The organism is Terasakiispira papahanaumokuakeensis, assembly GCF_001709345.1.
GTDB classification, from domain to species: domain Bacteria; phylum Pseudomonadota; class Gammaproteobacteria; order Pseudomonadales; family Halomonadaceae; genus Terasakiispira; species Terasakiispira papahanaumokuakeensis.
On record NZ_MDTQ01000001.1, the window covers coordinates 1566877 to 1590729 of the forward strand.

Genomic DNA, 23853 nt, shown 5'->3' on the forward strand with positions numbered 1-23853 from the left:
AGGGGTAAGAAAATGCAAAAGTTTACTGTTGTTGATGGCATTGTTGCGCCAATGGACCGAGCCAACGTTGATACTGACCTGATCATTCCCAAGCAATTCTTGAAGTCCATCAAGCGCACTGGGTTTGGCCCAAATTTATTTGATGAATTGCGCTATGAGGATGAAGGGTATCCAGGAAAAGATCCTGAAAGCCGGACTCTGAATCCCGATTTTGTGCTGAATCAGTCGCGCTTTAAAGGGGCTGAAGTTTTGCTGGCCCGACAGAATTTTGGATGTGGCTCTTCTCGAGAGCATGCCCCTTGGGCTTTGGTTGATTTTGGCTTTCGTGTGGTGATTGCGCCTAGTTTTGCCGACATTTTTTATAACAATAGTTTCAAAAATGGTCTGCTTTTGATCACGTTGGATGATGCTATTGTTGATCGCCTGTTCCAAGCTGTAGAGCAACAACCTGGTTATCAGCTCCATGTTGATCTTGAGTCACAGCAGGTGCGTACTCCCGAGGGAGAAAGTTATGCCTTTGATGTCGATCCATTCCGGAAACATTGCTTATTGAATGGCTTGGATGACATCGGTCTAACACTACAGGATGCTGATGCGATTCGGGCTTATGAAACCAAACAAGCCTCGCAAGCGCCCTGGTTGTTTGCTGATCAGCAATGACCAGTCGCCCTGATTTTTAATATGACAGCGTTAGCGCTGGACACGAAACAGGATTGTAAGCGCACATGGAAGTGCTCATTATTCGATTGAAGTGAAAGGTTATTGAAGTGGAATATTGATGGCAGTCGTTTTCCCTCAAGCCTGAATGCACATTGTGTATTCAGGTTTCTCTCATTGGAGAACTGTGATGAGTGATTACGGCTGAGTTTGATTATTGTGGAGATTATTCGTCATGAGCCAGCAGGTTTTAGTACTCCCCGGTGATGGTATTGGGCCAGAAATTACAGCGGAAGCCGTTAAAGTATTAGAAGCTTGCCGCGATCAGCTGGGGTTGGACATCACCCTGGATGAAGGATTAGTGGGCGGTGCTGGGTATGACGCTCATGGTGAGCCTCTGCCCGCCCAAACGTTGGATAAGGCTCGAGCCGCTGATGCGATTCTTTTGGGCGCCGTTGGTGGACCTCAATGGGACAAATTACCTGATCTATCTAAGCGTCCTGAAAAAGGCTTGCTGGGGTTACGCTCGAATTTAAAACTATTTGGCAATCTCCGTCCGGCTATGCTTTATCCTCAATTGGCCAGTGCATCGACGCTCAAACCTGAAGTTGTTTCAGGGCTGGATATCATGATTGTGCGTGAGCTGACTGGCGGTATTTATTTCGGCCAGCCTAGAGGTATTCGTACTCTGGAGAATGGTGAAAGAGAAGGATTCAATACATACGTTTATACTGAGAGTGAAATTCGACGGATTGCTAAAGTGGCCTTTGAAATGGCGCGCAAACGTGACAAACGTGTGTGCTCAGTGGATAAAGCCAATGTGCTTGAAGTGACCATTTTATGGCGTGAAATCATGGAAGAGGTCGCCAAAGACTACCCGGACGTTGAATTAACTCATATGTATGTTGATAACGCTGCGATGCAGTTGGTACGAGCGCCGAAGCAGTTTGATGTCATGGTCACAGGTAATATGTTCGGTGACATCTTATCTGATGCTGCGGCTATGCTGACCGGCTCAATTGGCATGTTGCCGTCAGCATCACTGGATGAGCAGGGTAAAGGGATGTATGAACCTTGCCATGGCTCTGCTCCAGATATTGCAGGGCTGGGTATGGCGAATCCTTTAGCGACGATTTTGTCTGCTGCCATGATGCTTCGTTATTCTCTTGACCAAGGCGACACCGCTAAGCGCATTGAGCAGGCTGTCAGCGAAGTCTTGGATGAAGGGTTACGGACCGCTGATATCATGTCTGAGGGAATGACCAAAGTCTCGACTTCCCAGATGGGGGATGCGGTCGTCCAAGCGTTGCTTAAGGCCTAGAGCTTCTGTGCGTTGTTGTTGATACGGTTCACATTTGCCGAGATCTGAGCACTGCTGTCGGGGCTCGCTGTGAGCCCTGGCAATAGTTATATTCCTGATTGGAATCGATTTTATGCTTTAAGGTATGTAGAGTTATTGGAAATGCCCGGTTGAGCTTAATGCCCAGCTTGATGATTGATTTGGATCGCTTAACTATTGATGATCAATTTCGTGGTTATTGACTGCGGCTGTATACAATACTAATGCCTTAGAGCAGGGAGTTTTCATTACTATGAGTAAGATGACGGTTGGCCTAGTCGGTTGGCGAGGTATGGTGGGTTCTGTTCTGATGCAACGCATGCAGGAAGAGCAGGATTTTGATCGCTTTGAAGCGGTTTACTTTACAACCTCTCAAGCGGGGCAGGCAGGCCCTGACGGTCAGCCTCTTCAGAGTGCTCATGATATTGAGACACTCAAGAAGCTGGATGCAGTGATCACCTGTCAAGGCGGTGATTATACTCAAGATGTTTATCCCAAACTGCGTCAAGCCGGTTGGCAAGGCTATTGGATTGATGCTGCGTCTACATTACGCATGGAAGATGACAGCATTATTGTGCTTGATCCAGTGAACCGAGCGGTGATCGATAAAGGCTTAAGCAGTGGTGTCAAAACCTTTGTTGGCGGAAACTGTACGGTCAGCTTGATGCTAATGGGGTTAGGTGGCTTGTTTGAGCATAAAATGGTTGAGTGGCTCAGCTCCATGACCTATCAAGCCGCTTCGGGCTCAGGCGCTAAACACATGCGCGAGCTGTTGAATCAAATGGGCGATTTACGCGACTCAGTTGCCAATGAGTTGGCTGATCCGGCCAGTGCTATTCTGGACATTGATCGTCAGGTTGCCGCGCGCATGCGCAGCGCAGAATTTCCAACGGACCAGTTCGGCGTACCTTTGGCAGGCAGTTTGATTCCGTATATTGATAAGCAGCTGGATAATCGCCAGAGCAAAGAAGAATGGAAAGGGTTTGTCGAAACTAACAAGATCTTGGGGCGAGGCGCCAATCCCATTCCGGTTGATGGTTTATGTGTACGCATCGGTTCCATGCGTTGCCATAGTCAAGCCTTCACCATTAAGTTGCGCGAAGATGTGCCTCTGGATGAAATCGAAGGTGCAATTGCCGCTCATAATCAGTGGGTAAGCGTGGTGCCGAATGAGCGTGAAGCTTCCATGACGGAGCTCAGCCCGACAGCGGTAACGGGAACAATGAATGTACCTGTGGGGCGACTGCGCAAAATGAATATGGGGCCTCAGTATCTGTCAGCATTTTCGGTCGGTGATCAGTTGTTGTGGGGAGCTGCCGAACCGTTACGTAGAATGTTGAACGTTTTATTAGAGCGCTAATGAGACCTGGTGTGACAATAAAACCCCAGTCAATTCAATTGGCTGGGGTTTTTTATATCGGCAAGATGGGCTACCGGAAATCATTCGTGCCGCATGGAAGGATTATGGTGCACTAGTCTTACCTTCGGACGTTAAAATAATTGTCTTGAGGCATCAATAACTCCTTGATCAATGACAATTTTTCAAGAACCTGTTAAAACCCTCTTGGATGGGCGTTGACTGCCGATGATAAGTATTAGAATAAACACACGATAGACAGTGGCGTGAAATCATACTGAGTGTTGTAGCCAGGATGGGCCCATAAACATCATATGAGGCTGACAGCCAAGTATAAGCGTGTAGGCGGATACTAAAAGCAGGGGCATAAGATGCGAAGGAATTCCCGGTTTCCAGGTAAGCTGAAAATGGTGGCGCTGTTGGCGGGGTGTAGTTTGACACCGCTGGCACAAGCAGTTGCGGCAACACCGCCTTCTTTGTTTTCTTCTGAAGGCGCGGCCTTCACTGTGGTTGATTCTCCCTGGAAAAGTCAGCAAAGCCTCTGGCTGGCTGCTAATGGCGTGCCTGCTACGACTCAATTCACAACGGTTAAGCAAGTGCGAGTGGGTGAAACGGATACGCTTTGGAGCTTGGCGCGTGACCAGCGTCCCCAAGGGGTGACCATCAAACAGGCGATGTTAGGTATTTTGGAAGCCAATCCTAGCGCTTTTACCCACCACAATATCAATGCTTTGGGTGCTGGCAACTCAATCAAGATTCCTAATGCTGCTTTTATGCAGCAGTACACAGCCGCTGAAGCGTCGCAGGAAGTCAGTCGCCAAAACCAAGTTTGGCCACAAGTCCGTCGAACGCCCCCACGCAAAACTGCCGCAGAATTAGCTCAGAGTCGTGCGGCGCCAGCGCAACCGGCTGTCGCAGAACAGCCCGTTGCGACGCCCCAAAAGCCGCCACTGGCTAAAACTGAGGCCGCCGCTGAAACGCCAGCTAAAAGCTCATCATCTGTTTCTGCGGAGCCTTCATCAGGCGCTCAGCCTGCTGCCGATAGTCGGCTGAATGTTTTACAGTCGGAAGTGGCCTCTTTGCGCCAGGAACGTGATCAGTTGCAGCGTCAGTTGAAAAGCCTACAAGATCAGCTGAAAACTGCTCAACAGTTGATGACAATCAAAGATCAACAGCTCAGTGAGTTAAAAGATCGACAGAACTCTTTGTCATCTCAAGTTCGAGCAAGGCCTGAGACGCCTGGGGCAGAACCGGCCCCTTCTAATGATAATGCGTCAACATCGGAGACACCTCACGCAACGAACGATCCGACCACTGCATTACTGGATAGCATCAAGCAGCAACCTATGCTTTACGGTGGTGGGGGAGCCGCTATTCTTGGTTTACTGGCTTTAGTGATGGGAATGCGACGTGCCCGCAAGCAACCATCGAGTCAGAAGAGCGTGCGTCAAGAGGTCTCAAGGTCTAAAGCCAAGACTGAAGAAGCCTCAGAGCAGGCTGCTAAGAGCCCGTTTCAAGACTTGCCCGCACTAGATGATTTGGATATGAGCAATGATGACTTTGAAGCATTGCTCATGAAAGAAACGGTTTCTTTATCCGAAGACTCCCCGGTAAACCCAGGCGCTGTTCCACCCCCTTTAGGCGAGAGCTCAAAAGATCAACGTGAATCTATCCAAAAAGATGTCGATGCTTTGGTTGCGGATGGTCGCTTGGAGCAAGCTGCAGGTTTATTACAGCGTCATTTGAGTGATCAGCCGGATGATGATAAGGGTCGACTTAGATTGATGGCACTATTGGTGCAGTTAATCGATCGTGACACCTTTGATCACCACTATCATGCCCTGATGGCGCGAATCCCGACGCCAGAGGCACGCTATGAAGCGGATCTTTTGGCGGCAGAGTTCAATAGTGATCTTGGGGGTCAAAGTGATCTTGGTGAGAAGGCCATAGCGCCTAGTGAAACAGAAACACCCTCTCAAGATGAACCGGCCGCGATAGTCGAGCCAGTGGCCTCCATCAATGAGGAGCCCTTCTCGCATGAAAGCAGTGGCTCAAGTGAGGATCTTTCGTTAAATGAGCGTCGCCCATTAACTGAAAGTCACCCATTAGATGAGGAGATCTCCTCGGATGAGGCTGGTTCTCATGTGGAAGGGGAGTATGAGTTACCGGCTCCCACAGCGCTTTCGGATACGATACCGGCACCAGATGATGTCGCATCGATAGATGATTCCGATGACATGGATGAGTTAGATGAGCTTGATTTGAGCGAATTCGACGAAGATCTTTTGTCTGAAGAGGATTCGTCTATGTTAGCCGAGTCTCCGACTATGGCTGATGATGATCTGAGCATTAGCCCTGAACATGATCCTGCTGTGTCAATGGACGATAAGGTATTAGGTGATGAGGCTGACCAGCCTTCGGCGAATATGATGGCGTCGGAAGACAACCAGGCCTATGGACAAGCTCCAGAGGCTGGTGAAGTGGCCTCTTGGCTTGATATGGATACCGATGTTGCACCAGACACCGAATCGTCACCGGCGGTAGTTTTGAATGACCCGCTGGCACACACTCTTGACGCTGACACCGAAACGGCTCCGGATCATGAATCCGCGGAAGAGGCAGCGAGCAGTGCACTGTCAGATGATTTGGCTGAGCTCGATGCTTTAGAAGAACGCGACTTGGGCCTTGATGATCCGTTAGCTGCCGATGAGTTAAATGAGCAAGAAGAGGCCTCTGATCTAGAGCCTCTAGAAACGAATACCGATACTGATGAGTTTATGGCGGCATTGGACGGTCTTTCTCTAGATGAGTCCTTGACTGAAGAGGTCCAGGATGAAGACGCGCCCTTGATGGATGACGCGCTCTCTGAAGATGATCTAGACGATCTGGAAGCGCTTTTCGGACTTAACGACGAGACCGACTCTGGCGGTGCAGCGAATCCCCCTGAGTCGGCAACGTCTCTCTCAAGTGAGGCGACGAATGACGAACCGGTCCAAGAGGATGGCTTATCTGAAGTGGGGGAGGCTATCGATGACCTCAGTGAGCTAGGCGAGCTAGATCTTGATATGGCTGATGTTGAAGAGAACGAGTGGCCTGAGAATGAACGGTCGGGTACATCGACGATGGATGATGCCCAAAAAGAACTGGATGATTTATCTCTAGACGATGCTGATTTTGATGATTTGGCTGATCTTGATTTGCCTGAGTTATCTGGGAGCGCGCAGGCTGAGCCCTCAACTGAAACCGAAGCCTCTTCTCAAGCAATAGAGCCTCTGGCCTCTGAAGGCGATCAATCTTTAGCTGAGGCTCGTGATGATGACTCTGGTGTCGAAGCACGTCAGATGCATTCCTGGGAAGATGAGTTGGCTGAGTTAGAAGGGCTTGAAGACTTGGATTATGATGCTGAGTTTCCTGTCGATGATATTGAAAGTAATATGGCCACTCAGTTGGACTTGGCGAATGCCTATGTCGAAATGGGCGATGCTGCTGGTGCACGAGAGATTCTGAACCATGTATTATCAGGTGGGAATGAAACCCAGCGCAAAGCGGCGCAAGCATTATTGGAACGTTTAAACGCAAAATGATGGTTTATCAAGATCCCTTCGCCCTGCTTGAGGAGCATCATGCCCAAGCAGGGCGTATTATTCTGGGCGTAGAATATAACGGTGCGGTATTTCATGGTTGGCAACGCCAAGAAGCCGGTGTTCCCAGTATCCAGGAGCATCTCGAGCAGGCTTTAAGCCATATTGCACGTGAAGGTATTACGGTGACTTGCTCAGGCCGAACGGATACGGGGGTCCATGCAACGGGGCAAGTGGTGCACTTTGACACGACGGCTGCTCGTCCTGCCAAGGCATGGGTGATGGGCGCTAATACCCATTTGCCGCAAGACATTCGGGTGCGCTGGGCCATGCCGGCACAAAGTGAAGACTTTCATGCACGTTACACGGCTGTGGCCCGTCGCTATCGGTATATTATCTATAATCACCGGATTGCTCCAGCGCTACTGCACGATCAAATGACTCATTGTCGTGAGCCATTGGATGTCGACCGTATGCATCAAGCGGCTCAATGCTTGGTGGGAGAGCACGACTTTTCTGCTTTTCGGGCATCCGGTTGCCAATCCAGTACACCTTGGCGAGAAATCCATTTTGTTCGGGTGGTGCGACAGGGGCTTATGGTCGTCATTGATATCCAAGGCAATGCTTTCTTACACCATATGGTGCGCAATATTGCGGGGAGCTTGATTGCTGTTGGCAATGGCAATCAAACTGAAGCTTGGTTTTCACAGGTGCTGGCATCACGCGATCGTACACAAGCTGGGGTGACCGCCCCAGCCAATGGTTTGCATTTTGTTGCAGCTTTGTATCCAACGCGTTTTGAATTACCTTTACCGCCTCTAGGGCCGCATTATCTTGCTTTAAACGAGGCGTTAGATGCCCCCTATCCCCAATTAGATCCTGGATGGCGGCGTCATACGCTTTCTCCTCAAATGGAGGAAGGATAAAATGAGCCATTTCAATATGATAAGGCCTCGGATTAAAATATGCGGGTTGACTTGCATTGAAGATGCATTAGCGGCTGTCGAGGTCGGTGCCGATGCCATTGGGCTGGTTTTTTATGAACCGAGTTCCCGCTCAGTCTCGCCAGATGAAGCACGCGAGATGATTCAAGCATTACCGCCTTTTGTGACGACAGTCGGCCTATTTGTGAATCCAGAGGCTACAGAAGTCGAGGCATGCTTGAATCAAGTGCCGTTAGATCTATTGCAGTTTCATGGCAATGAATCGAACTCGTTTTGCGAGCAGTTTCAGCGTCCATGGATTAAGGCGGTCCGGATGAAAGATGATGTCCGACTTGATCAACTGAATGATCTGTGGCCCGGCGCGCGCGGTTTTCTGTTGGATGCCTATCGTCCGGGGGTTCCTGGGGGGACTGGGGATACGTTTGATTGGACTCGAATACCTCATCAGCGAGATTACCCTTTGATTTTGGCCGGTGGCTTGACCCCCGATAATGTGGGTGCGGCAGTCTCCCAGACAAATCCTTTTGCGGTGGATGTGTCCGGAGGCGTTGAGTCGTCTCCCGGTCGTAAGTCAACTGTAACGATGCGTGCCTTTATTAAAGCGGTTTACAAGGCCAGTCGTTGTAACGACTGGTCAGGTTATGGCTCGGACAGCTAGAATAAGGCTTTGATTTTGCCGGAACCCGGTTCGGCATACCGAATGAAGTGGCTAGAGGTTGTGGTTTTACCTTTAGTTGATGCCAATTGCTAGGTTGACATCATTGGTCGCGTACAAACAGATCTTGAACCAATGCATTAGGTGCTTGTCGTTTGTACCCACTTAACTCATACACAGTGGTGGCTGTTTTTAGCCCCATGATTTAGACGGATTATACTGACACCATGAGCTGGCTGAATAAGATTGTTCCTTCTATCATTCGCTCCGAGCAGAAAGACCGCAAATCCAGTGTCCCTGAAGGACTCTGGAAGAAATGTCCAAAATGCGAGTCGGTGCTGTATCGTCCTGAGCTGGATAGAAATCATAGTGTCTGCCCGAAATGTGAGCACCACATGCGCATTTCTGCGCGTAAGCGTTTGGGCATTTTCCTTGATGAAGACCATCGTGAAGAGATCGCGGCTGATCTTGAACCTGTTGACAAACTGAAATTTCGTGACTCAAAAAAATATCGTGATCGTTTAGCCTCTGCTCAGAAGCTAACCGGCGAGAAGGATGCGTTAGTGGCCATGAAAGGCCAGGTAGATGGCTTATCGTTAGTCGCTTGTGCATTTGAATTTAACTTCATGGGCGGCTCAATGGGGTCGGTCGTGGGGGAGAAGTTTGTACAAGCCGCAGAGCTGGCTCTTCGTGATCGAGTGCCTTTTATCTGTTTTTCTGCTTCAGGTGGCGCTCGCATGCAAGAAGCACTCTTTTCTCTGATGCAAATGGCGAAAACTTCTGCGGCGCTAGAGCGGTTAAAACGTGCAGGTGTGCCTTTTGTCTCTGTCATTACGGATCCCGTCTATGGGGGAGTCTCGGCCTCTCTTGCGATGCTCGGTGATATCAATGTGTCTGAGCCTTCAGCGCGTTGCGGTTTTGCTGGGCCTTTGGTTATTGAGCAGACCGTCCGTGAAAAGCTCCCTGAAGGTTTTCAGCGGGCTGAGTTTTTACTTGAGCATGGGGCGATTGATATGATCATCCACCGCCATGAACTGCGTGAACGACTTGGCAGTATTTTACGTAAAATGACCCATCAGCCGGCTGCTTAAGCATCATGTCTGAACCTGGCCTTAATACGCCGCTGAATGAGTGGCTTCATCTACTAGAGCAACGCCACCCAAATGCTATTGATTTAGGGTTGGAGCGTTTGGCCCAAGTCGCTGAGCGCTTGAATCTACCTAAGCCTAGCGCTCGTCTTGTCACAGTTGCAGGCACAAATGGTAAAGGCTCAACTGTGGCGATGATTAGCGCTATGGCGCAAGCTGCAGGGATTAAAGTGGGGTGCTACACCTCGCCTCACTTTATTCGTTATAACGAGCGCGTTACCTTGCAGGGTGAAGTGGTTTCTGATGAAGCATTGGTTCGTGCTTTTTCGGCCATTGAAGCCGCGCGTGGTGATATCTCCCTGACTTACTTTGAATTTGGCACTCTCGCTGCCTTTATGATTTTAGAGGCAGCGGATCTAGATCTTTGGGTGCTTGAGGTCGGTCTTGGAGGGCGGCTCGATGCGGTCAACTTATTCGATCCCGATGTTGCGGTGCTGACCACCGTGGCCATGGACCATGAAGCCTATTTGGGGCATTCGTTAGAGGCTATTGGTCGAGAAAAAGCCGGGATTTTTCGTACCGGTCGGCCTGCGGTGTTAGGCAGTCGCGATTTGCCTGCCTCAGTAGTCACTCATGCGGACGGAGTAGGGGCTGAGATTTACCGCCTAGGAAACGCTCATGATTATCACATGGACGATCAGGTTTGGCACTGGCGGGGGTTGAGTCATGGCGGTGACGCGGTGACATTAAGGCATCTGCCTGTTCCCCATCTGCACCACGATAACGCTTCAACTGCGATTCAAGCTTTATTGTTAACGGGTTTACCTGTTTCTCCTGAAGCCATTGCCTCAGGGCTTGAGCAAGTCGCTATCACTGGTCGAATGCAACGTATTGGACGTTGGTGCTTGGATGTTGCCCATAATCCTCATGCGGCTCATCACTTGTTGAATGTCGTCAAGCGCTCGGATCAGCAACATGGTCAGCGGAAACGGGGGCTCGTGATCGGCATGATGGCAGATAAGGATATTGAGCATACGGTCGCGTTTTTATCCGAGGTGGCCCTTTTTGCTTGGGCAATTCCGCTACCGCTGGAACGCGCGATAGATCCTCAGAGTCTATCTGATATCATGTCATCCTATTTACCAGTTCGTCAGTTGACTAATCCGCTTGACGCAGCAGAGGCATTCGGTGCTGCGGCTCAAGCGCTAACCGACGGGGAAATTGATGAGGTCTTGGTGTGCGGCTCTTTCTTTACTGTCGCCGCAGCACTGACATGGCTTGATCAACATCCTGAGGCTTGTCTATGAAGTATGGGTTGCGTGAACGCTTGATTGGGGCTTTGGTGCTCATTTTCTGTGCCATTGTTTTCATGCCTATGGTATTTCAAGGGCCTGCACCCAAGCCGCCTATTTCAGAGAAAGTTGACGCGCCTCCCCAACCGGCCCCCGTCGAGGTCGAAGTTCCTGATACGGTGGAGCCCAAGCTTGATCCCGTCCCCAAACCGGAACCCAGTCGCGCTGAACGTTTGGAACTGGCCGCGCAAGGGGGGGCTGAACTTTGGACGATTCAAGTGGCCAGTTTTAGTCAGCCAAATAATGCAAGACAACTCATGAAGCGCCTGCAGGCCGCCGGTCTACACCCTTATTGGCGTCAGAGCAATGACATGGCAGTGGTGTTTGCCGGCCCCTATTTAGATCAAGATGTGGCACGTCGTGATCAAGATAAATTATTGCAAGATCAAGGACTCAAAACCTTGCTCAGCCAATATGTGAATGAGCGAGATGCTGCTGCTGAGGGGTCTTTGCCGCCGAAAGGTCAACGACAGCCTTAATGGTATCGTTTGATTTAAAATGATGTCGCTTGATTGGGTAGCCCCATAGGTTATATAGCCCTATACCAATATCCCTATACCAGATGAGGAGCGTGTTTGTGGATTTTAATGGACTCGATATTGCCATCTTGGTACTGCTGGGACTGTCACTATTGATGGGGGTCTTAAAAGGTTTTATTTATGAAGCGATGTCTTTACTCACCTGGGGGATTGCGCTGATTGCGGCGCGAGCGCTCGGCCCTCAGGTCGCGCCTATATTTGAAGGCCTGTTAGCCGGGGCCGATGTACGCATGGCGGCCGCTTATGTGGTGATTGTGTTGGTGGTTTGGTTAGCGGGAAAAGTTATTACCCGGGCGTGCTCGACTCTGATAGAGAAGGTGGGGCTGGGCAGTTTAGATAAATTATTAGGTGGCTTATTTGGTGGTTTGAGAGGTGTCTTGGTCGTGGTTTTGCTGGTTGCAGTAGCTAGCTTGACTGACTTGCGCCTGCAAGCTCAATGGCAGAATTCAACGCTGATGCCCTGGTTTGAAGGTATGAGAGACTGGGGTGCTGAGCAGTTGGAGCAATATCGGAGCCGTCCGCAATCGTGACGGCTATTTTTCTCTTGCAGCATCAAGGTGAAGACTGAATGTGCGGAATCGTGGGGGTTCTGGCCCGTGGACAGGTGAATCAAGTCCTGTTCGACTCTTTGACTGTATTGCAACACCGTGGACAGGACGCCGCGGGAATCATGACCTGCCATGAAGGTCGCTTTTTCCTGCGCAAGAGTAATGGATTAGTTCGGGATGTTTTTCGTACTCGCCATATGAAACGGTTGGTCGGTACGATGGGCATTGGCCATGTGCGCTATCCCACTGCGGGCTCTGCCAGTGAAGCGGAATCTCAGCCTTTTTATGTGAACTCGCCTTATGGTATTGCATTAGCCCATAACGGTAATTTAACCAATGCCGATCAACTCGCTGAAGATTTGTTCAAGACCGACTTACGGCATATTAATACCAACTCAGATTCTGAAGTATTGCTGAATATCTTTGCTCATGAGTTAGGTAAGCAAGGGCTATCGCTGACACCTGAAGACGTATTCGATGCCGTTCGTCGCGTTCATCGACGCTGCCGTGGCGGCTATGCCGCTGTTGCGATGATCAGTGGCCATGGGTTAGTCGCTTTTCGTGACCCCAATGGTATCCGGCCTGTGGTTTTTGGCCGTAAAGCTGATGGACAGGGTGGGTATGACTGGATGGTCGCCTCTGAGAGCGTAGCTCTCGATGTGGCTGAATATGAGCGCGTAAGGGACTTAGCGCCCGGTGAAGCGCTCATCATTACACCTGATGGTGAGTTGTTTACCAGCCAATGTGCCGACAATGCTCGGTTGACACCTTGTATCTTTGAGCATGTCTATCTGGCCCGCCCAGATTCGATCATGGATAACATCAATATTTATCATGCTCGGATGAGAATGGGGCAAAAGCTTGCTGAGCGTATTGCTGCATTAAAGTCTGAGCATGATATTGATGTGGTCATGCCAATCCCGGATACCAGCCGCACCTCGGCGCTGGAGTTAGCTCAGCACTTAGGCGTCACTTATCGCGAAGGGTTCATGAAAAACCGCTATATTGGGCGGACATTTATCATGCCGGGCCAAACTCAACGGAAGAAGTCAGTTCGCCAGAAACTTAATGCTATTGAACTTGAGTTCCGCGATAAAGTCGTTTTGTTGGTCGATGACTCAATTGTTCGCGGTACCACCTGTAAACAGATTATTCAAATGGCGCGAGATGCCGGTGCTAAGAAGGTGTATTTTGCTTCAGCGGCTCCAGCGGTGCGTTACCCTAATGTCTATGGCATCGATATGCCAGCGGCTTCAGAGTTAATTGCGCATGATCGAACTGATGAGCAGGTGGCAGAACTGATTGGTGCTGACTGGCTGGTTTATCAAGATCTGGGAGACTTGATACAGGCTTGTCAGGAAGTTAATCCTGAGATTGATGCCTTTGATTGTTCTGTTTTTAATGGTGAATATGTCACGGGTGATATTGATGCCGCTTACTTGGCTGCACTAGAAGCTTCGCGTAACGATGCGGCCAAGTTAGATGATAGCCCCGACGATAACGAAGCTATTGATATGCATAATGATGATTAAAGTTGCCCGTTTGGGGTATGCTTTTAATTAGACTTTATTGATAAAGAATGGATGCGTGCATCCCGAAGTTGCCGGGCCTAGTCATTGTGCAATGACTTGGCCCGGTTGTGTTTGTCTTGCCCGTATCGCTCAGAATGGACACTTGCTATGACTGATTTAGATCCTTTGGCTCAGGCTGCATCTTCTAATGAACATGCTGCTTTTGATACTCGAGCGATTCGCACTGGCCATCGAAGAACGGCCGAGCGTGAACACGGAGAGCCTATTTTTACAACGTCCAGCTTTGTTTTTGAAAGTGCTGCTCATGCCGCTGAGTGCTTCCAGAATGAAAATGGCGAATTTAATATTTATGCGCGTTTTACAAACCCGACAGTGCGTAATTTTGAAGAACGTTTAGCGGCGTTGGAAGACGGTGAGCGCGCTGTGGGGACGAGCTCAGGCATGGCGGCCATCCTCAGTACTTTTCTTGCTTTTTTAGAAGCTGGCGATGAAATCGTTTGTTCTCAGAGTGTTTTTGGTTCAACGGTCGGCTTGCTCAATCGTTATATGAGTAAGTTTGGCGTCAAGACAACCTTTGTCGATCTGCATGATTTAGAGGCATGGGAAAATGCGTGTAATGAAAAAACACGTATTCTCTTCATGGAAACACCCTCCAATCCTATGTGTGATGTGGGCGATATTCCTGCCATCGCTGAGATTGCCCATCGTCATAATGCCCGACTGGTCGTCGATAATTGCTTTTGCACGCCAGCGCTCCAACAGCCACTTAAACTAGGGGCTGATATTGTTGTTCATTCCGCAACGAAGTACTTGGATGGTCAAGGACGTGCCCTAGGAGGGGCGGTTGTTGGTAATGAAGACGATATTAAGCAAGTCTTCGGTGTCGTACGTACCGCAGGGCCTTGTATGAGTCCATTTAATGCCTGGATCTTCCTCAAAGGATTGGAGACTCTAAGATTACGTATGGAGGCTCATTGTGCTAATGCAATGGCGTTGGCGCAATGGTTGAAAGCCCATCCGGCTGTTGAGCGTGTGCATTACTCAGGTTTACCTGAGCACCCTCAGCACCAATTGGCGAGCCAACAAATGCGCCGCTTTGGCGGCATGCTTTCCTTTGAAGTTAAAGGTGGGCGAGAAGGGGCTTGGGCTGTTATTGATCATACCCAGATGATTTCAATCACGGCAAATTTGGGTGATGCCAAAACAATGATTACCCATCCCGCCACGACGACGCACGCCCGTGTCGCACCAGAAGCTCGTGCAGCGGCGGGCATCACCGATGGATTGTTGCGGGTTGCCGTAGGTCTAGAAGACTTTGATGATATCAAAGCTGATTTAGCCCGAGGGCTAGAAACTTTGGCATCATAATCAATACCCTTTGTTTGTCCTGGGGGCTTTTGAGCCCTCTGTTGTTTTTTTTGATATCACTAGGATGTAACTTAATGCTCAGCTATCGTCATGGCTTTCATGCAGGTAATCATGCTGATGTGCTTAAGCACATGTTGCTTATTCGCCTGTTACGCTGCATGACTGCTAAGCCCAAACCGATGGTGTATTTAGATACACATGCCGGTGGTGGGCGTTATGACCTTCAACATGCCTGGGCTGATAAAACAGGTGAAGCTAAAGCGGGCGTGCGACGGTTATTGGAAGAAGCCAAATCTCTACCTTCTCTTTCGCCCATGCTGGATGATTATTACCAGCACTTAATGGCCGATTCCTCGGGGCCAAGAGGGCTTCGCTACTATCCCGGCTCGCCTATGATCGCCAGTCAGCTGCTGCGTGAAGAGGATCGACTTCTGCTGTGTGAGTTGCATAGTGATGAAGTGCAGCGCTTGCGACAAGGCGTCAGTCAGTGGGGTCATGCGAATACAGCAGTCCATTGTCGAGACGCCTGGGAAGCGATGAAGGCATTACTGCCGACTCAACCTAGACGAGCGCTGGTTATGATTGATCCCGCTTATGAAGTGAAGCAGGATTATCAATCAGCGGTCAAGTCGCTGCTGTTGGCTACTGAGCGTTTTGCCGAGGGCGTCTATGCATTATGGTATCCCATGTTGCCTGCGGGGTTACACCGACAGATGCTGCGTCAGCTAGAACGTTTGGATGTTAAAGGTGGGCTATTAGATGTTCGCTTACAGGTGCGTGGAGAAAGTGAAGGCATGCATGGCAGTGGCGTCTTTTTAATTAACCCTCCTTGGCAATTTGAGGCTGGTTTAAAAGAAGCGCTTCAACAGGTCAGTGATTTACTGGCTGAGGATAGTGCTGCCGAAGGGCGTATCCGCTGGGTTAAACCAAGACCTTAAGCGGCTAAAATACTGAGCTATCAATAACAAGGCCGATATGACACGCCAGTGCGCTATATCGGCCTTTGTCTTTTTAACGTATTTGTAAATTTACAGCGCAGCTTTAATCAAGCTCGAAGACCACTTCGATTTGAGCGTTAAGGGTTTGCTGGCCGGGATTCAGCTCTGGGGCTGCTGCACGAGCGCTATCGGCTTTCATCATCATGACGCTTTCATTTCTTGGCGCCCCCATATGAGGTGTGCTGATTTCCTGAATGCTCAGGACATCACCAATGCGCTCATTCAAAGTAGAAGCCATTAATTCTGCACGTTGTTTTGCATCTAATAACGCGGCAGTAATGACCTCATCGCGCTGAGACTTGATATCACTGGCTTGGTAGCTAGGTTGATTGAGTCGCTCTGGATTTGCTGCGACCAGTGTTTTTAGCAATTCCCCTGCGTTGGCTAAAGGTACATGCTCTAATCGAATTGTTCGCTCGGCACGCATACCGATTCTTTCACTTTTACCCTCTTCCCAGTGAATTTCAGGGCGTACCATCACTGAGCCTGCAACGAGTCGAGCTTGCTTGGGAAGGTCACGCTGCAGCTGGCGTTGAAGAGGTGAAAACTTATCTTCCAGTGCCTCAAGCGCTTCATCTGCTGTATCGGCGACTTCACCAAATGTTGCTGATAGTGAGGCTTCATCGGGGGATACCTCGAGCTGTGCTTGCCCCGTGACTCGAACTTCACGAGGTTGACTCCCTGCCTGTGCTTGAGATGTCGTTGCCAGTGCACTGGCCGCAAGTGCTGTTGTCGCAATCAACACCATTAAGCGGCGTGAAAGGTGGGTGTGAAGGCCACGTTTGCTAAGCGTCGAACTGGACTGAAAATATTGCATTACAATCTCCTTATCGGCTTCTTTCAATCTCGTCCTCACGGTACGATTGCACCGCTCATCAAGATCAGTATGAGTATTCTTGATCATTAAAGTTCAGTATCCAACTGTCGCTTATAGCTGATCGCAACATTTGTCATCAGGCCGCTCAAGTGGACGCCAGATAAGTGAGCGCCACACAAGTGAATGAATGATTTAGGCACCGATATCTTCTTGTAACGCCACCTTCTGTGACATCTCCCGGGTTGTCCATCGTAAACGAAATAGCAACGCGATGGCGGCGCAGGTGAGGCCTGCAATTAGGCCGTACCAGTAACCTTGTACCCCTTGAGGAGCAATGCCCAGCCCTCCGGTTGCCAGTATGTGACCAACGCCTAAGCCAATAATCCAATAACAGGGAACTGTCAGCAGCATCACTACGCGCGTGTCTTTGTAACCTCTTAACGCTCCGGCGGCGCTCACCTGGAGAGCGTCGGAGAGTTGATAAATTACCGCGAGATACAAGAGGCTAGAGGCCAGAGTCTGGACTTCTGTATTCAAGGTGTATAACTGGACAACATAAGGTGCGCCGATGCCTATAATCAAAGCGGACAAAGTCGCCACTAACAGGGACAGTTGTACACCATGCCAAGCCACGGCCTGTGCTTCTCGAGGCTGTTTTGCCCCCAGGGGTTGGCCTACTAAAACGGTCAACGCCATGCTTAAACTCAAGGGCAGCATAAACAGAATAGTGGTGAAATTGAGCGCAATTTGGTGTCCGGCAACGACTCGATCTCCCAGGCCTCCGACAAAAAGTGCAATCGTGGTAAATAGCGAGGCCTCAACAAAGATCGCGGCGCCGATGGGCAGGCCTATCCAGGCCAGCTCACCGATTTCATGTAAACGCGGTGTTTGCCAGCGCTGAAAAATACCAAAGGCGTTAAAGCTTTTGGCTCGATGCACATACATGGCTGCCAGTAAAGCCATGCTCCAGAAGCTGAGCGAGGTGGCAAAACCACATCCTTGAGCGCCGAGCTGGGGAAAGCCGAATTGGCCATAAATCAAAACGTAGTTGGCCGGGATATTTACGAGAAGTCCAAACAAACTGATCAGCAAGACTGGACGAGTACGGTTGAGCCCCTCACATAAACAACGAAGAATTTGAAAAAAGGCCAGTGCGGGTAATCCCGGAATTAAGGCCCATAGATAGCTTTGAGCACGCTCAGAGACCAGTTGGCTCACCCCCATCATTTTAAAAACGGGCATCGCATTGGCCATCAAGAATCCACCTAGGATGACCATGACCAATCCTAACCAGCTGGCCTGCTGAACAACGCTTGCCAACGCGTGGTAACGCTTCCCTCCAACATGGTGAGCTACGCTAGGGGTGGTGGCCAACAGAGTGCCGGCAATCAGCAGCATTAATGGTGCAAAGATACTAGTACCGACTGAGACTGCAGCTAGGTCCGTGGCGCTGAGACGACCCGCCATGATGGTGTCTACCACGCCCATTCCGGTTTGTGCTAACTGCGCACCGAGTAACGGCAGTGCTAACCCGAGTAAACGTTGGCTATGTTGGCGAAAATTGCCAACCAGTGCCGGTGGGGTTTGAGAAGACAGCGATGACATATCCATGGCTCATTTGCAGTCAAAAGAGCCGTATTGTACGCGTTTACGTTGTGATCTACAGCCGCTTCTCATTAAATAAAAAGCCGTAGCGAGTGACTACGGCTTTTCTGCATCATACGGATGAATTAAAGCAGATTCTTGTATAGGCGACCGCCTTTCATGATCACCTTAAGTTCATTTTGTGGATCGGTCAGTACATCGATATTGTCCAGTGGGTTGTGATCATAAGCGACTAAATCAGCACGCGCACCGATCATGATTTCACCAAAATCGCCTGTGTATCCATAGGCGTCGGCTGCATTACAGGTGGCGGCTCGGATCAAATCCGCATGACTAATCACTGACTTTCGAATCGTAAATTCGCCGAGTTGATGGACTTGCATACGCCCCAAAAGGTCCGAACCGTAGAGCATCTTAACGCCTGCTTGATAAGCCATTTTAAGTGCTGCATGGCCCGCTTCCAGCACATCATAAACTTTTTGCTGCAGGTGTGGTGCCATGCCGGCTTCCACGCCTTCTCGGGCTAATGACTCATAGGTGACGAGGGTGGGCGTGAGGTAGGTGCCATATTCCACCATCAGTCGGCAGCTTTCTTCATCTAGCAAATTGCCATGCTCAATTGACGTGATCCCGCGGGGGACTAAACGATTGATGGCACGTGCGGTATAAGCGTGAGCCATGGTATGAATATTGGCCGCCGTTGCTTCTTCAACAATGGCATCTAACTCTTCGATTGAGAACTGGGTGCTATCAACACGATCTGTGGGTGATGACACGCCCCCCGATGCCATGATTTTAATCTGAGTCGCGCCCTTACGAATTTCATCCCGGGCTGCACGCCGGACTTCACTGACACCGTCACATACTCGACCTAAACCCGCGCAGCAAAAACAGCCTTCAAAGTTTTGCTGACCTTGAGCGCGCATATCGCCATGTCCACCTGTTTGTGACAAGGCGCGTCCACAATACATGATACGCGGGCCAATAATACTGTCTTCGTCAACGGCTTGAGCTAAACCATAGTCAGCACCTCCGGCATCACGCACCGTGGTGAAGCCGCGCATCAGCATGTCGGTAAGTAGCTCATTGGACTTGGCGCCAACGTAAAAAGGCGACAGGGTTTCTAATAAAGCAAAATTAGGGGTGATCGCCGTGACATGGACATGGGAATCGACGAGCCCAGGCATGAGATAAGCCCCTCGCATATCCAGTGTTTGGACATCTTGAGGGAGTTCGCAATCGCCAATGCGTTGGATTCTGCCATCCTGAATCAATAGGCTCTCAGCATCCATTAATTTGCCCTGACGGACATCGATTAACTTGGCATTCACTAAGTGTATTGACTTCATGTGTAATCCTTTATTTTGTTCTTAAAGCATGCTCTGGGGGAGATATAGCGATAGTTCGGGTATCAATATGATTAAAAGTAATGCAATCAGGTCCATTAAAATGAACCAGGCAACACCTTTAAAAACCTGTTGTAGGGTTACGCTGTTTCCTAACGCCCCTTTGATCACGTAGACATTGAGCCCTATTGGTGGTGTTACTAGACCCACTTCCAGCAATTTAACGACAATAATGCCAAACCAGATGAGGTTAAGGTCTGCCCCTTCAATGAGTGGCAGAATCAACGGTAAGGTCAGCAACAGGAGTCCGATAGAGTCAATAAACATACCCAGCACCAGATAAATCACTGTTGTGGCTAGAAGAATCCACCAGGTATCAGTGCTGACGCTCAAGATCATATTGGAGAAAGCAGAGGGAACGCCGCTGAGCGCAAGGAATCGCGTGAAAAAGAGCGAACCAATCAAGATAATAAAGATACTGCAGGTGCTGATAGCCGTACTGATGACGGCCGATTTTACGGCCTCTTGTGTTAATGTTTTACGCGTAAAAGCAATCAGGGCAGCAATGGATGTGCCGATAGCGCCCGCTTCTGTTGGCGAGAATATGCCCAGGAAAATACCGCCAAGTACAGAGCCGATCAGAAGGGGGAGTGGCCAAATGTGTCGAAAGGCATCCCATTTTTCTTGCCAGCTGGAAGTGACTGCTGTTGGGCCGGCCAAGCTAGGTTTTAACTTGACTCTGATGATGATCATCGCAATATAGAGTAAAGCTGAAGCAATGCCCGGTAAGAAACCTGCCATAAAGAGTTGGCCGACGGACACTTGTGCATAGACACCATATAGCACCAGTAATACGCTGGGCGGAATCAATGAGCCTAACGTTCCCGAGGCAGCCACAGTGCCTGTCGCTAGCCCCCGGTCATAGCCATGCTTGAACATTTCGGGGACGGCAATACGTGACATGGCGGCAGATGTGGCCACACTAGAGCCAGAAGCCGCTGCAAAGAAGGCTGAAGCGACAACGCTCGACACCGCTAGGCCACCGGGCAATCGTGCCAAATATAGCCGCATGGCTTTGAAGAGCCCTTGTGTCATATGCGTCGTTGTACATAAATACCCCATAAACAGAAACATTGGCGCTGCGGTTAGCTCCCAGGTTCCGGCAAAATCAAAAGGTGTCGCCGAAATCATGCCCCAGGCGATATGCATGTTAGTTAACTGGCTGATTCCTATAATGGAAACTAAGCCTAAGGCAACGCCAATCGGGACTCGTATAGCGATCAGTACTAATGCACATACAATCCCCGTTATACCTATCTCAAGGTGCGTCATAGAGGTGTCCTACATAGCCGAATGATTTTGAGTCATTCTATTTATGTTGTTGTGATTTAAGGTGTGGCTCATGGTGATGGTGAATTAGTGCTATAAGAGAAGGCACTAAAGCGCAGACCTTAAACGAATGGCTTTCATTGCATTGGCCAAAATAGCGAGGTCCATGGCAAAAAAACCGACAGGGAGTGCCCAACGGCTAGGCCATAAATAAAATGTAAAGTTGGCCATGGCGGTTTCTTGGCTTTGAGTCGCTTTAATGGCATCCAATAAACTTTGATAGCCCAGCATCGAAAAATATATAACACCGAGTAAGCAGGATGTTAGATATAAAGCTAAGCGTATATTGGGTGGAAAATGATTGACTAATACATCGACGCTAATATGTTCTTGCTTCAATTCAACAAAAGCCAAAGGGAGAAAAACGATACACACCATGTAATAAAATGAGACGACTTCAAGCGTGCCATGCAGTGCAATATTGAAGAAAAAACGCAATACAACATCTATGGTGATGTGCGTGATCATCAATATTAAGAATAAACCTGAGAAGCCCAGTGCTATTTGGCTAAAAAAAGCACTTACATGCTCTAGTTTTGTTATTGTCTTTGAGGGGGGCATCATCTTGTCCTCGTAATGTGAAAAGGGTCTGTTGAGTCAAGCGAAACCGGCATCAATCAACATTTTTTTCCAGAGCAATAGCATATTTCGATAAAGCTCCGGATCATCTCTCCATATACTTTGAGCTGCGATGCCGCGCATCATGCACAAGGTGATGTGTAATGCAGTGCGTTTATCATCTGCGAGCGCGGCTGAGCTTGATATGAGCTGCTCCCATATAGATTCGAGCGACTCATTAAAGCTTTTAGCTAAAGGAATAAGCGCCTCTCGCATATGAGGATCTGTGCGCGCGGCTGTCAGGTACTCGAGCGTGACCATAAAAAGATCACCTTGGAAATGCTCCAAGAGTGTCTGTAATAAAGCATCAAGATCAAGCGTTCCGGTTTTAACGGCTTGAGCCATATTACGGACACTTTCAATTTCTCCTAAGAGTAAGTCTTCAAGTGCCGCTTGCATCAGTATTTCTTTGGAGGGGTAGTGATGCATTAACGCTCCGCGTGAAATGCCCGCTTGGCGTGCAACATCATTGGTTGATGTTGCTTTAATACCCTTGGATAAAATACATTCACGCATTGCCTTCATTATTCTGGCTTGCGTATTGCGTGAGCGCTCCTCCTGAGTCTGACGTTGTAGCATGATGTTATTCCTTATGACATGTGCGCATCCTTGCGCAAATTTCACTCGCTTTAAATTATGATGTCTATTTAAATTGAAGTGAATATTCCATCTCAATATGCCGTCAAAATCATCTGTAGATTAAATAGCCCCTTTGTTATAGGTTGGAGCATATTGGGCTTAATTTAATCCGTAATCTTGAGGCAGCTTGTTGTAGATTTGTTTCATGGCGAGTTCGGCCAGGGCTTCTTCATCGGTTCGATCAACATCTTTAAGCAGATGCTGCCATTTTTCATATGTCATCATGAAGGCATTAACGGTTTGATCTGCATTGTCTAGACCATATTTGTCATGGGCTTTGACCGAAATCATATTGATCGCTTTGTTACGGAAGTCTTCCACTGAAGCCATTAAATCTGCCGATGGTTGATAAACGTGAGTACCTTTGGCTTCAGCTTCTTTGAGCGCATCATGAGCACGCTTCATATACTGAACTTCCATTCTGGTCATGGCTTTGGCAGCAGCTTCTTTGAAGACCTCTCGCTGCTGATTAGTCAGCCCTTGCCAGAAATCGATGTTGAATCCCCACTCTGGGCCTGACCAGTACATACCGGTAGGTAGCAAGGTGGTATAAGGTGCAACTTCCCACAGAGAGCGATCGATCAAATCATTAGTGGCATTCGTTGCACAATCTAAAGAACCGCGGTCCAGCCCACTATACATTTCACTGGATGGGACATTGACGGGGACACCACCTGCACTTTCAACCCAGGCGGAAACCGTAGATCCTGCGGTACGAATTCTTTTGCCCTTGAACTCTTCTAAGTTTCTCACCGGTTCACGGCAAAACATCATGTAGGGGGGGGTAGTGTAAGCGCCGAGGTAGACAATTCCATTGTCTTTCCATTCTTTCAATTGCGTCGGGTTGTTCATACTGAAGTCGGCAACGGCTAAAGCCGCCACTAACGGATCATCGTAATTGAAGCCAAGTTCTTGGAGAGCATTAGCGACAGGAAGGTCTGAGGGGGTATACACGGCAGCATGATGTGCGACTTGGACCACGTTATCCCGAATACCTTGAAGAGAGGCTCTGGGGGCGAGTAGCACCGTACCTGTATAGACTTGAGGATCCAAATCCCCATTTGAAAGTTTTCTGACAGTATCAGCCCACTCAACATAACCGTATTGAGATAGTGGATGCTGCTGATCATAGAAGGAGTTTGCGATAAACGAAGTCTCTGCATGCGCTGTAACGGACAATGCAGGCATGAGGAGAAGGGCTGCGCCCGTCACTAACTTATTTGTTTTATAGGTCATGCTTGTTGTCGCCATGAGGCCCTTTCGGGCTGATTCTTATTGTCAAATCCATCCGGTTGGGTTTGGTGCAATCGTTCATTCCTGATGACACTTTTGCAGTTTAGTGCCTTTTATCAAAAAAACAAGCAAGATTGTTTGTTTTTTTACTCCGGTAAAAAGCAATGAAATGGTGCAAAAAAGTATCGAAATGGTGTGATTTTTCAGTTGACGGGATTTGACAGGTGAGCTGCATAACGCAGTAAGCG

Annotated in this window: 19 protein-coding genes and 1 pseudogene; 13 read left to right on the forward strand and 7 right to left on the reverse strand. The window is 49.1% G+C overall.

Annotated elements, in window-relative coordinates:
- The first annotated feature begins 12 nt into the window (after positions 1-12).
- From leuD to BFW38_RS06900, 13 genes and pseudogenes are all read left to right on the forward strand, one after another.
- Positions 13-660 (forward strand): 3-isopropylmalate dehydratase small subunit, encoded by a 648-nt coding sequence (leuD, locus tag BFW38_RS06840; RefSeq protein ID WP_068997722.1) that lies wholly within the window; start codon positions 13-15, stop codon positions 658-660.
- 232 nt (positions 661-892) lie between these two features.
- The gene (gene leuB, locus BFW38_RS06845; RefSeq protein ID WP_068997723.1) at positions 893-1978 is read left to right on the forward strand and encodes a 3-isopropylmalate dehydrogenase; all 1086 of its coding nucleotides are present in this window, start codon (positions 893-895) and stop codon (positions 1976-1978) included.
- Between the two features lie 271 nt (positions 1979-2249).
- Positions 2250-3356: an aspartate-semialdehyde dehydrogenase gene (gene asd / locus BFW38_RS06850; RefSeq protein WP_068997724.1), complete on the forward strand. Its 1107-nt coding sequence runs from the start codon at positions 2250-2252 to the stop codon at positions 3354-3356.
- A gap of 368 nt (positions 3357-3724) precedes the next feature.
- Complete coding sequence (locus tag BFW38_RS06855; RefSeq protein ID WP_084004502.1) at positions 3725-6937, forward strand: FimV/HubP family polar landmark protein; 3213 nt, start codon at positions 3725-3727, stop codon at positions 6935-6937.
- Positions 6934-7860: a tRNA pseudouridine(38-40) synthase TruA gene (gene truA, locus BFW38_RS06860; RefSeq protein WP_068997726.1), complete on the forward strand. Its 927-nt coding sequence runs from the start codon at positions 6934-6936 to the stop codon at positions 7858-7860. Before BFW38_RS06855 ends, truA begins: the two co-directional genes overlap by 4 nt.
- Position 7861: 1 nt before the next feature.
- Positions 7862-8536 (forward strand): phosphoribosylanthranilate isomerase, encoded by a 675-nt coding sequence (locus BFW38_RS06865; RefSeq protein WP_245686091.1) that lies wholly within the window; start codon positions 7862-7864, stop codon positions 8534-8536.
- Positions 8537-8760: 224 nt separating this feature from the next.
- Positions 8761-9615, forward strand: a pseudogene (accD, locus tag BFW38_RS06870) (acetyl-CoA carboxylase, carboxyltransferase subunit beta); the annotation flags it as partial.
- A 14-nt stretch (positions 9616-9629) separates the two neighbouring features.
- Positions 9630-10928: a bifunctional tetrahydrofolate synthase/dihydrofolate synthase gene (folC, locus tag BFW38_RS06875; protein ID WP_068997727.1), complete on the forward strand. Its 1299-nt coding sequence runs from the start codon at positions 9630-9632 to the stop codon at positions 10926-10928.
- The gene (locus BFW38_RS06880) at positions 10925-11452 is read left to right on the forward strand and encodes an SPOR domain-containing protein (protein ID WP_068997728.1); all 528 of its coding nucleotides are present in this window, start codon (positions 10925-10927) and stop codon (positions 11450-11452) included. Before folC ends, BFW38_RS06880 begins: the two co-directional genes overlap by 4 nt.
- A gap of 98 nt (positions 11453-11550) precedes the next feature.
- A complete protein-coding gene (locus BFW38_RS06885) occupies positions 11551-12042 on the forward strand; it encodes a CvpA family protein (RefSeq protein ID WP_175400947.1) in 492 nt (163 codons plus the stop codon).
- 38 nt (positions 12043-12080) lie between these two features.
- On the forward strand, positions 12081-13592 hold the full coding sequence (purF, locus tag BFW38_RS06890; RefSeq protein ID WP_068997730.1) for an amidophosphoribosyltransferase: 1512 nt from the start codon (positions 12081-12083) through the stop codon (positions 13590-13592).
- 147 nt (positions 13593-13739) lie between these two features.
- Positions 13740-14960 (forward strand): O-succinylhomoserine sulfhydrylase, encoded by a 1221-nt coding sequence (locus BFW38_RS06895; protein ID WP_068997731.1) that lies wholly within the window; start codon positions 13740-13742, stop codon positions 14958-14960.
- A gap of 74 nt (positions 14961-15034) precedes the next feature.
- Positions 15035-15898, forward strand: coding sequence for a 23S rRNA (adenine(2030)-N(6))-methyltransferase RlmJ (locus tag BFW38_RS06900; RefSeq protein WP_068997732.1), 864 nt, complete (start codon positions 15035-15037; stop codon positions 15896-15898).
- Positions 15899-16001: 103 nt separating this feature from the next.
- Here the strand turns inward: BFW38_RS06900 and BFW38_RS06905 are convergent, their stop codons facing one another.
- The 7 genes from BFW38_RS06905 to BFW38_RS06935 all read right to left on the reverse strand — a co-directional run bounded on the left by BFW38_RS06905 (position 16002) and on the right by BFW38_RS06935 (position 23623).
- Positions 16002-16775 carry an SIMPL domain-containing protein gene (locus BFW38_RS06905; protein ID WP_068997733.1) on the reverse strand — a complete coding sequence of 258 codons (774 nt, stop codon included), beginning with the start codon at positions 16773-16775 and terminating at the stop codon, positions 16002-16004.
- A 192-nt stretch (positions 16776-16967) separates the two neighbouring features.
- A complete protein-coding gene (locus BFW38_RS06910) occupies positions 16968-18380 on the reverse strand; it encodes an MATE family efflux transporter (protein WP_068997734.1) in 1413 nt (470 codons plus the stop codon).
- A 125-nt stretch (positions 18381-18505) separates the two neighbouring features.
- Complete coding sequence (locus BFW38_RS06915; protein ID WP_068997735.1) at positions 18506-19729, reverse strand: metal-dependent hydrolase family protein; 1224 nt, start codon at positions 19727-19729, stop codon at positions 18506-18508.
- Positions 19730-19750: 21 nt separating this feature from the next.
- Positions 19751-21058 carry a TRAP transporter large permease gene (locus BFW38_RS06920; protein WP_068997736.1) on the reverse strand — a complete coding sequence of 436 codons (1308 nt, stop codon included), beginning with the start codon at positions 21056-21058 and terminating at the stop codon, positions 19751-19753.
- A gap of 105 nt (positions 21059-21163) precedes the next feature.
- Entirely contained in the window at positions 21164-21679 is a 516-nt protein-coding gene (locus tag BFW38_RS06925) for a TRAP transporter small permease (protein ID WP_245686092.1), read from the reverse strand.
- Between the two features lie 33 nt (positions 21680-21712).
- A complete protein-coding gene (locus BFW38_RS06930) occupies positions 21713-22312 on the reverse strand; it encodes a TetR/AcrR family transcriptional regulator (protein WP_068997738.1) in 600 nt (199 codons plus the stop codon).
- A 159-nt stretch (positions 22313-22471) separates the two neighbouring features.
- Positions 22472-23623, reverse strand: coding sequence for a C4-dicarboxylate TRAP transporter substrate-binding protein (locus tag BFW38_RS06935; RefSeq protein ID WP_245686093.1), 1152 nt, complete (start codon positions 23621-23623; stop codon positions 22472-22474).
- Positions 23624-23853 lie beyond the last annotated feature (230 nt).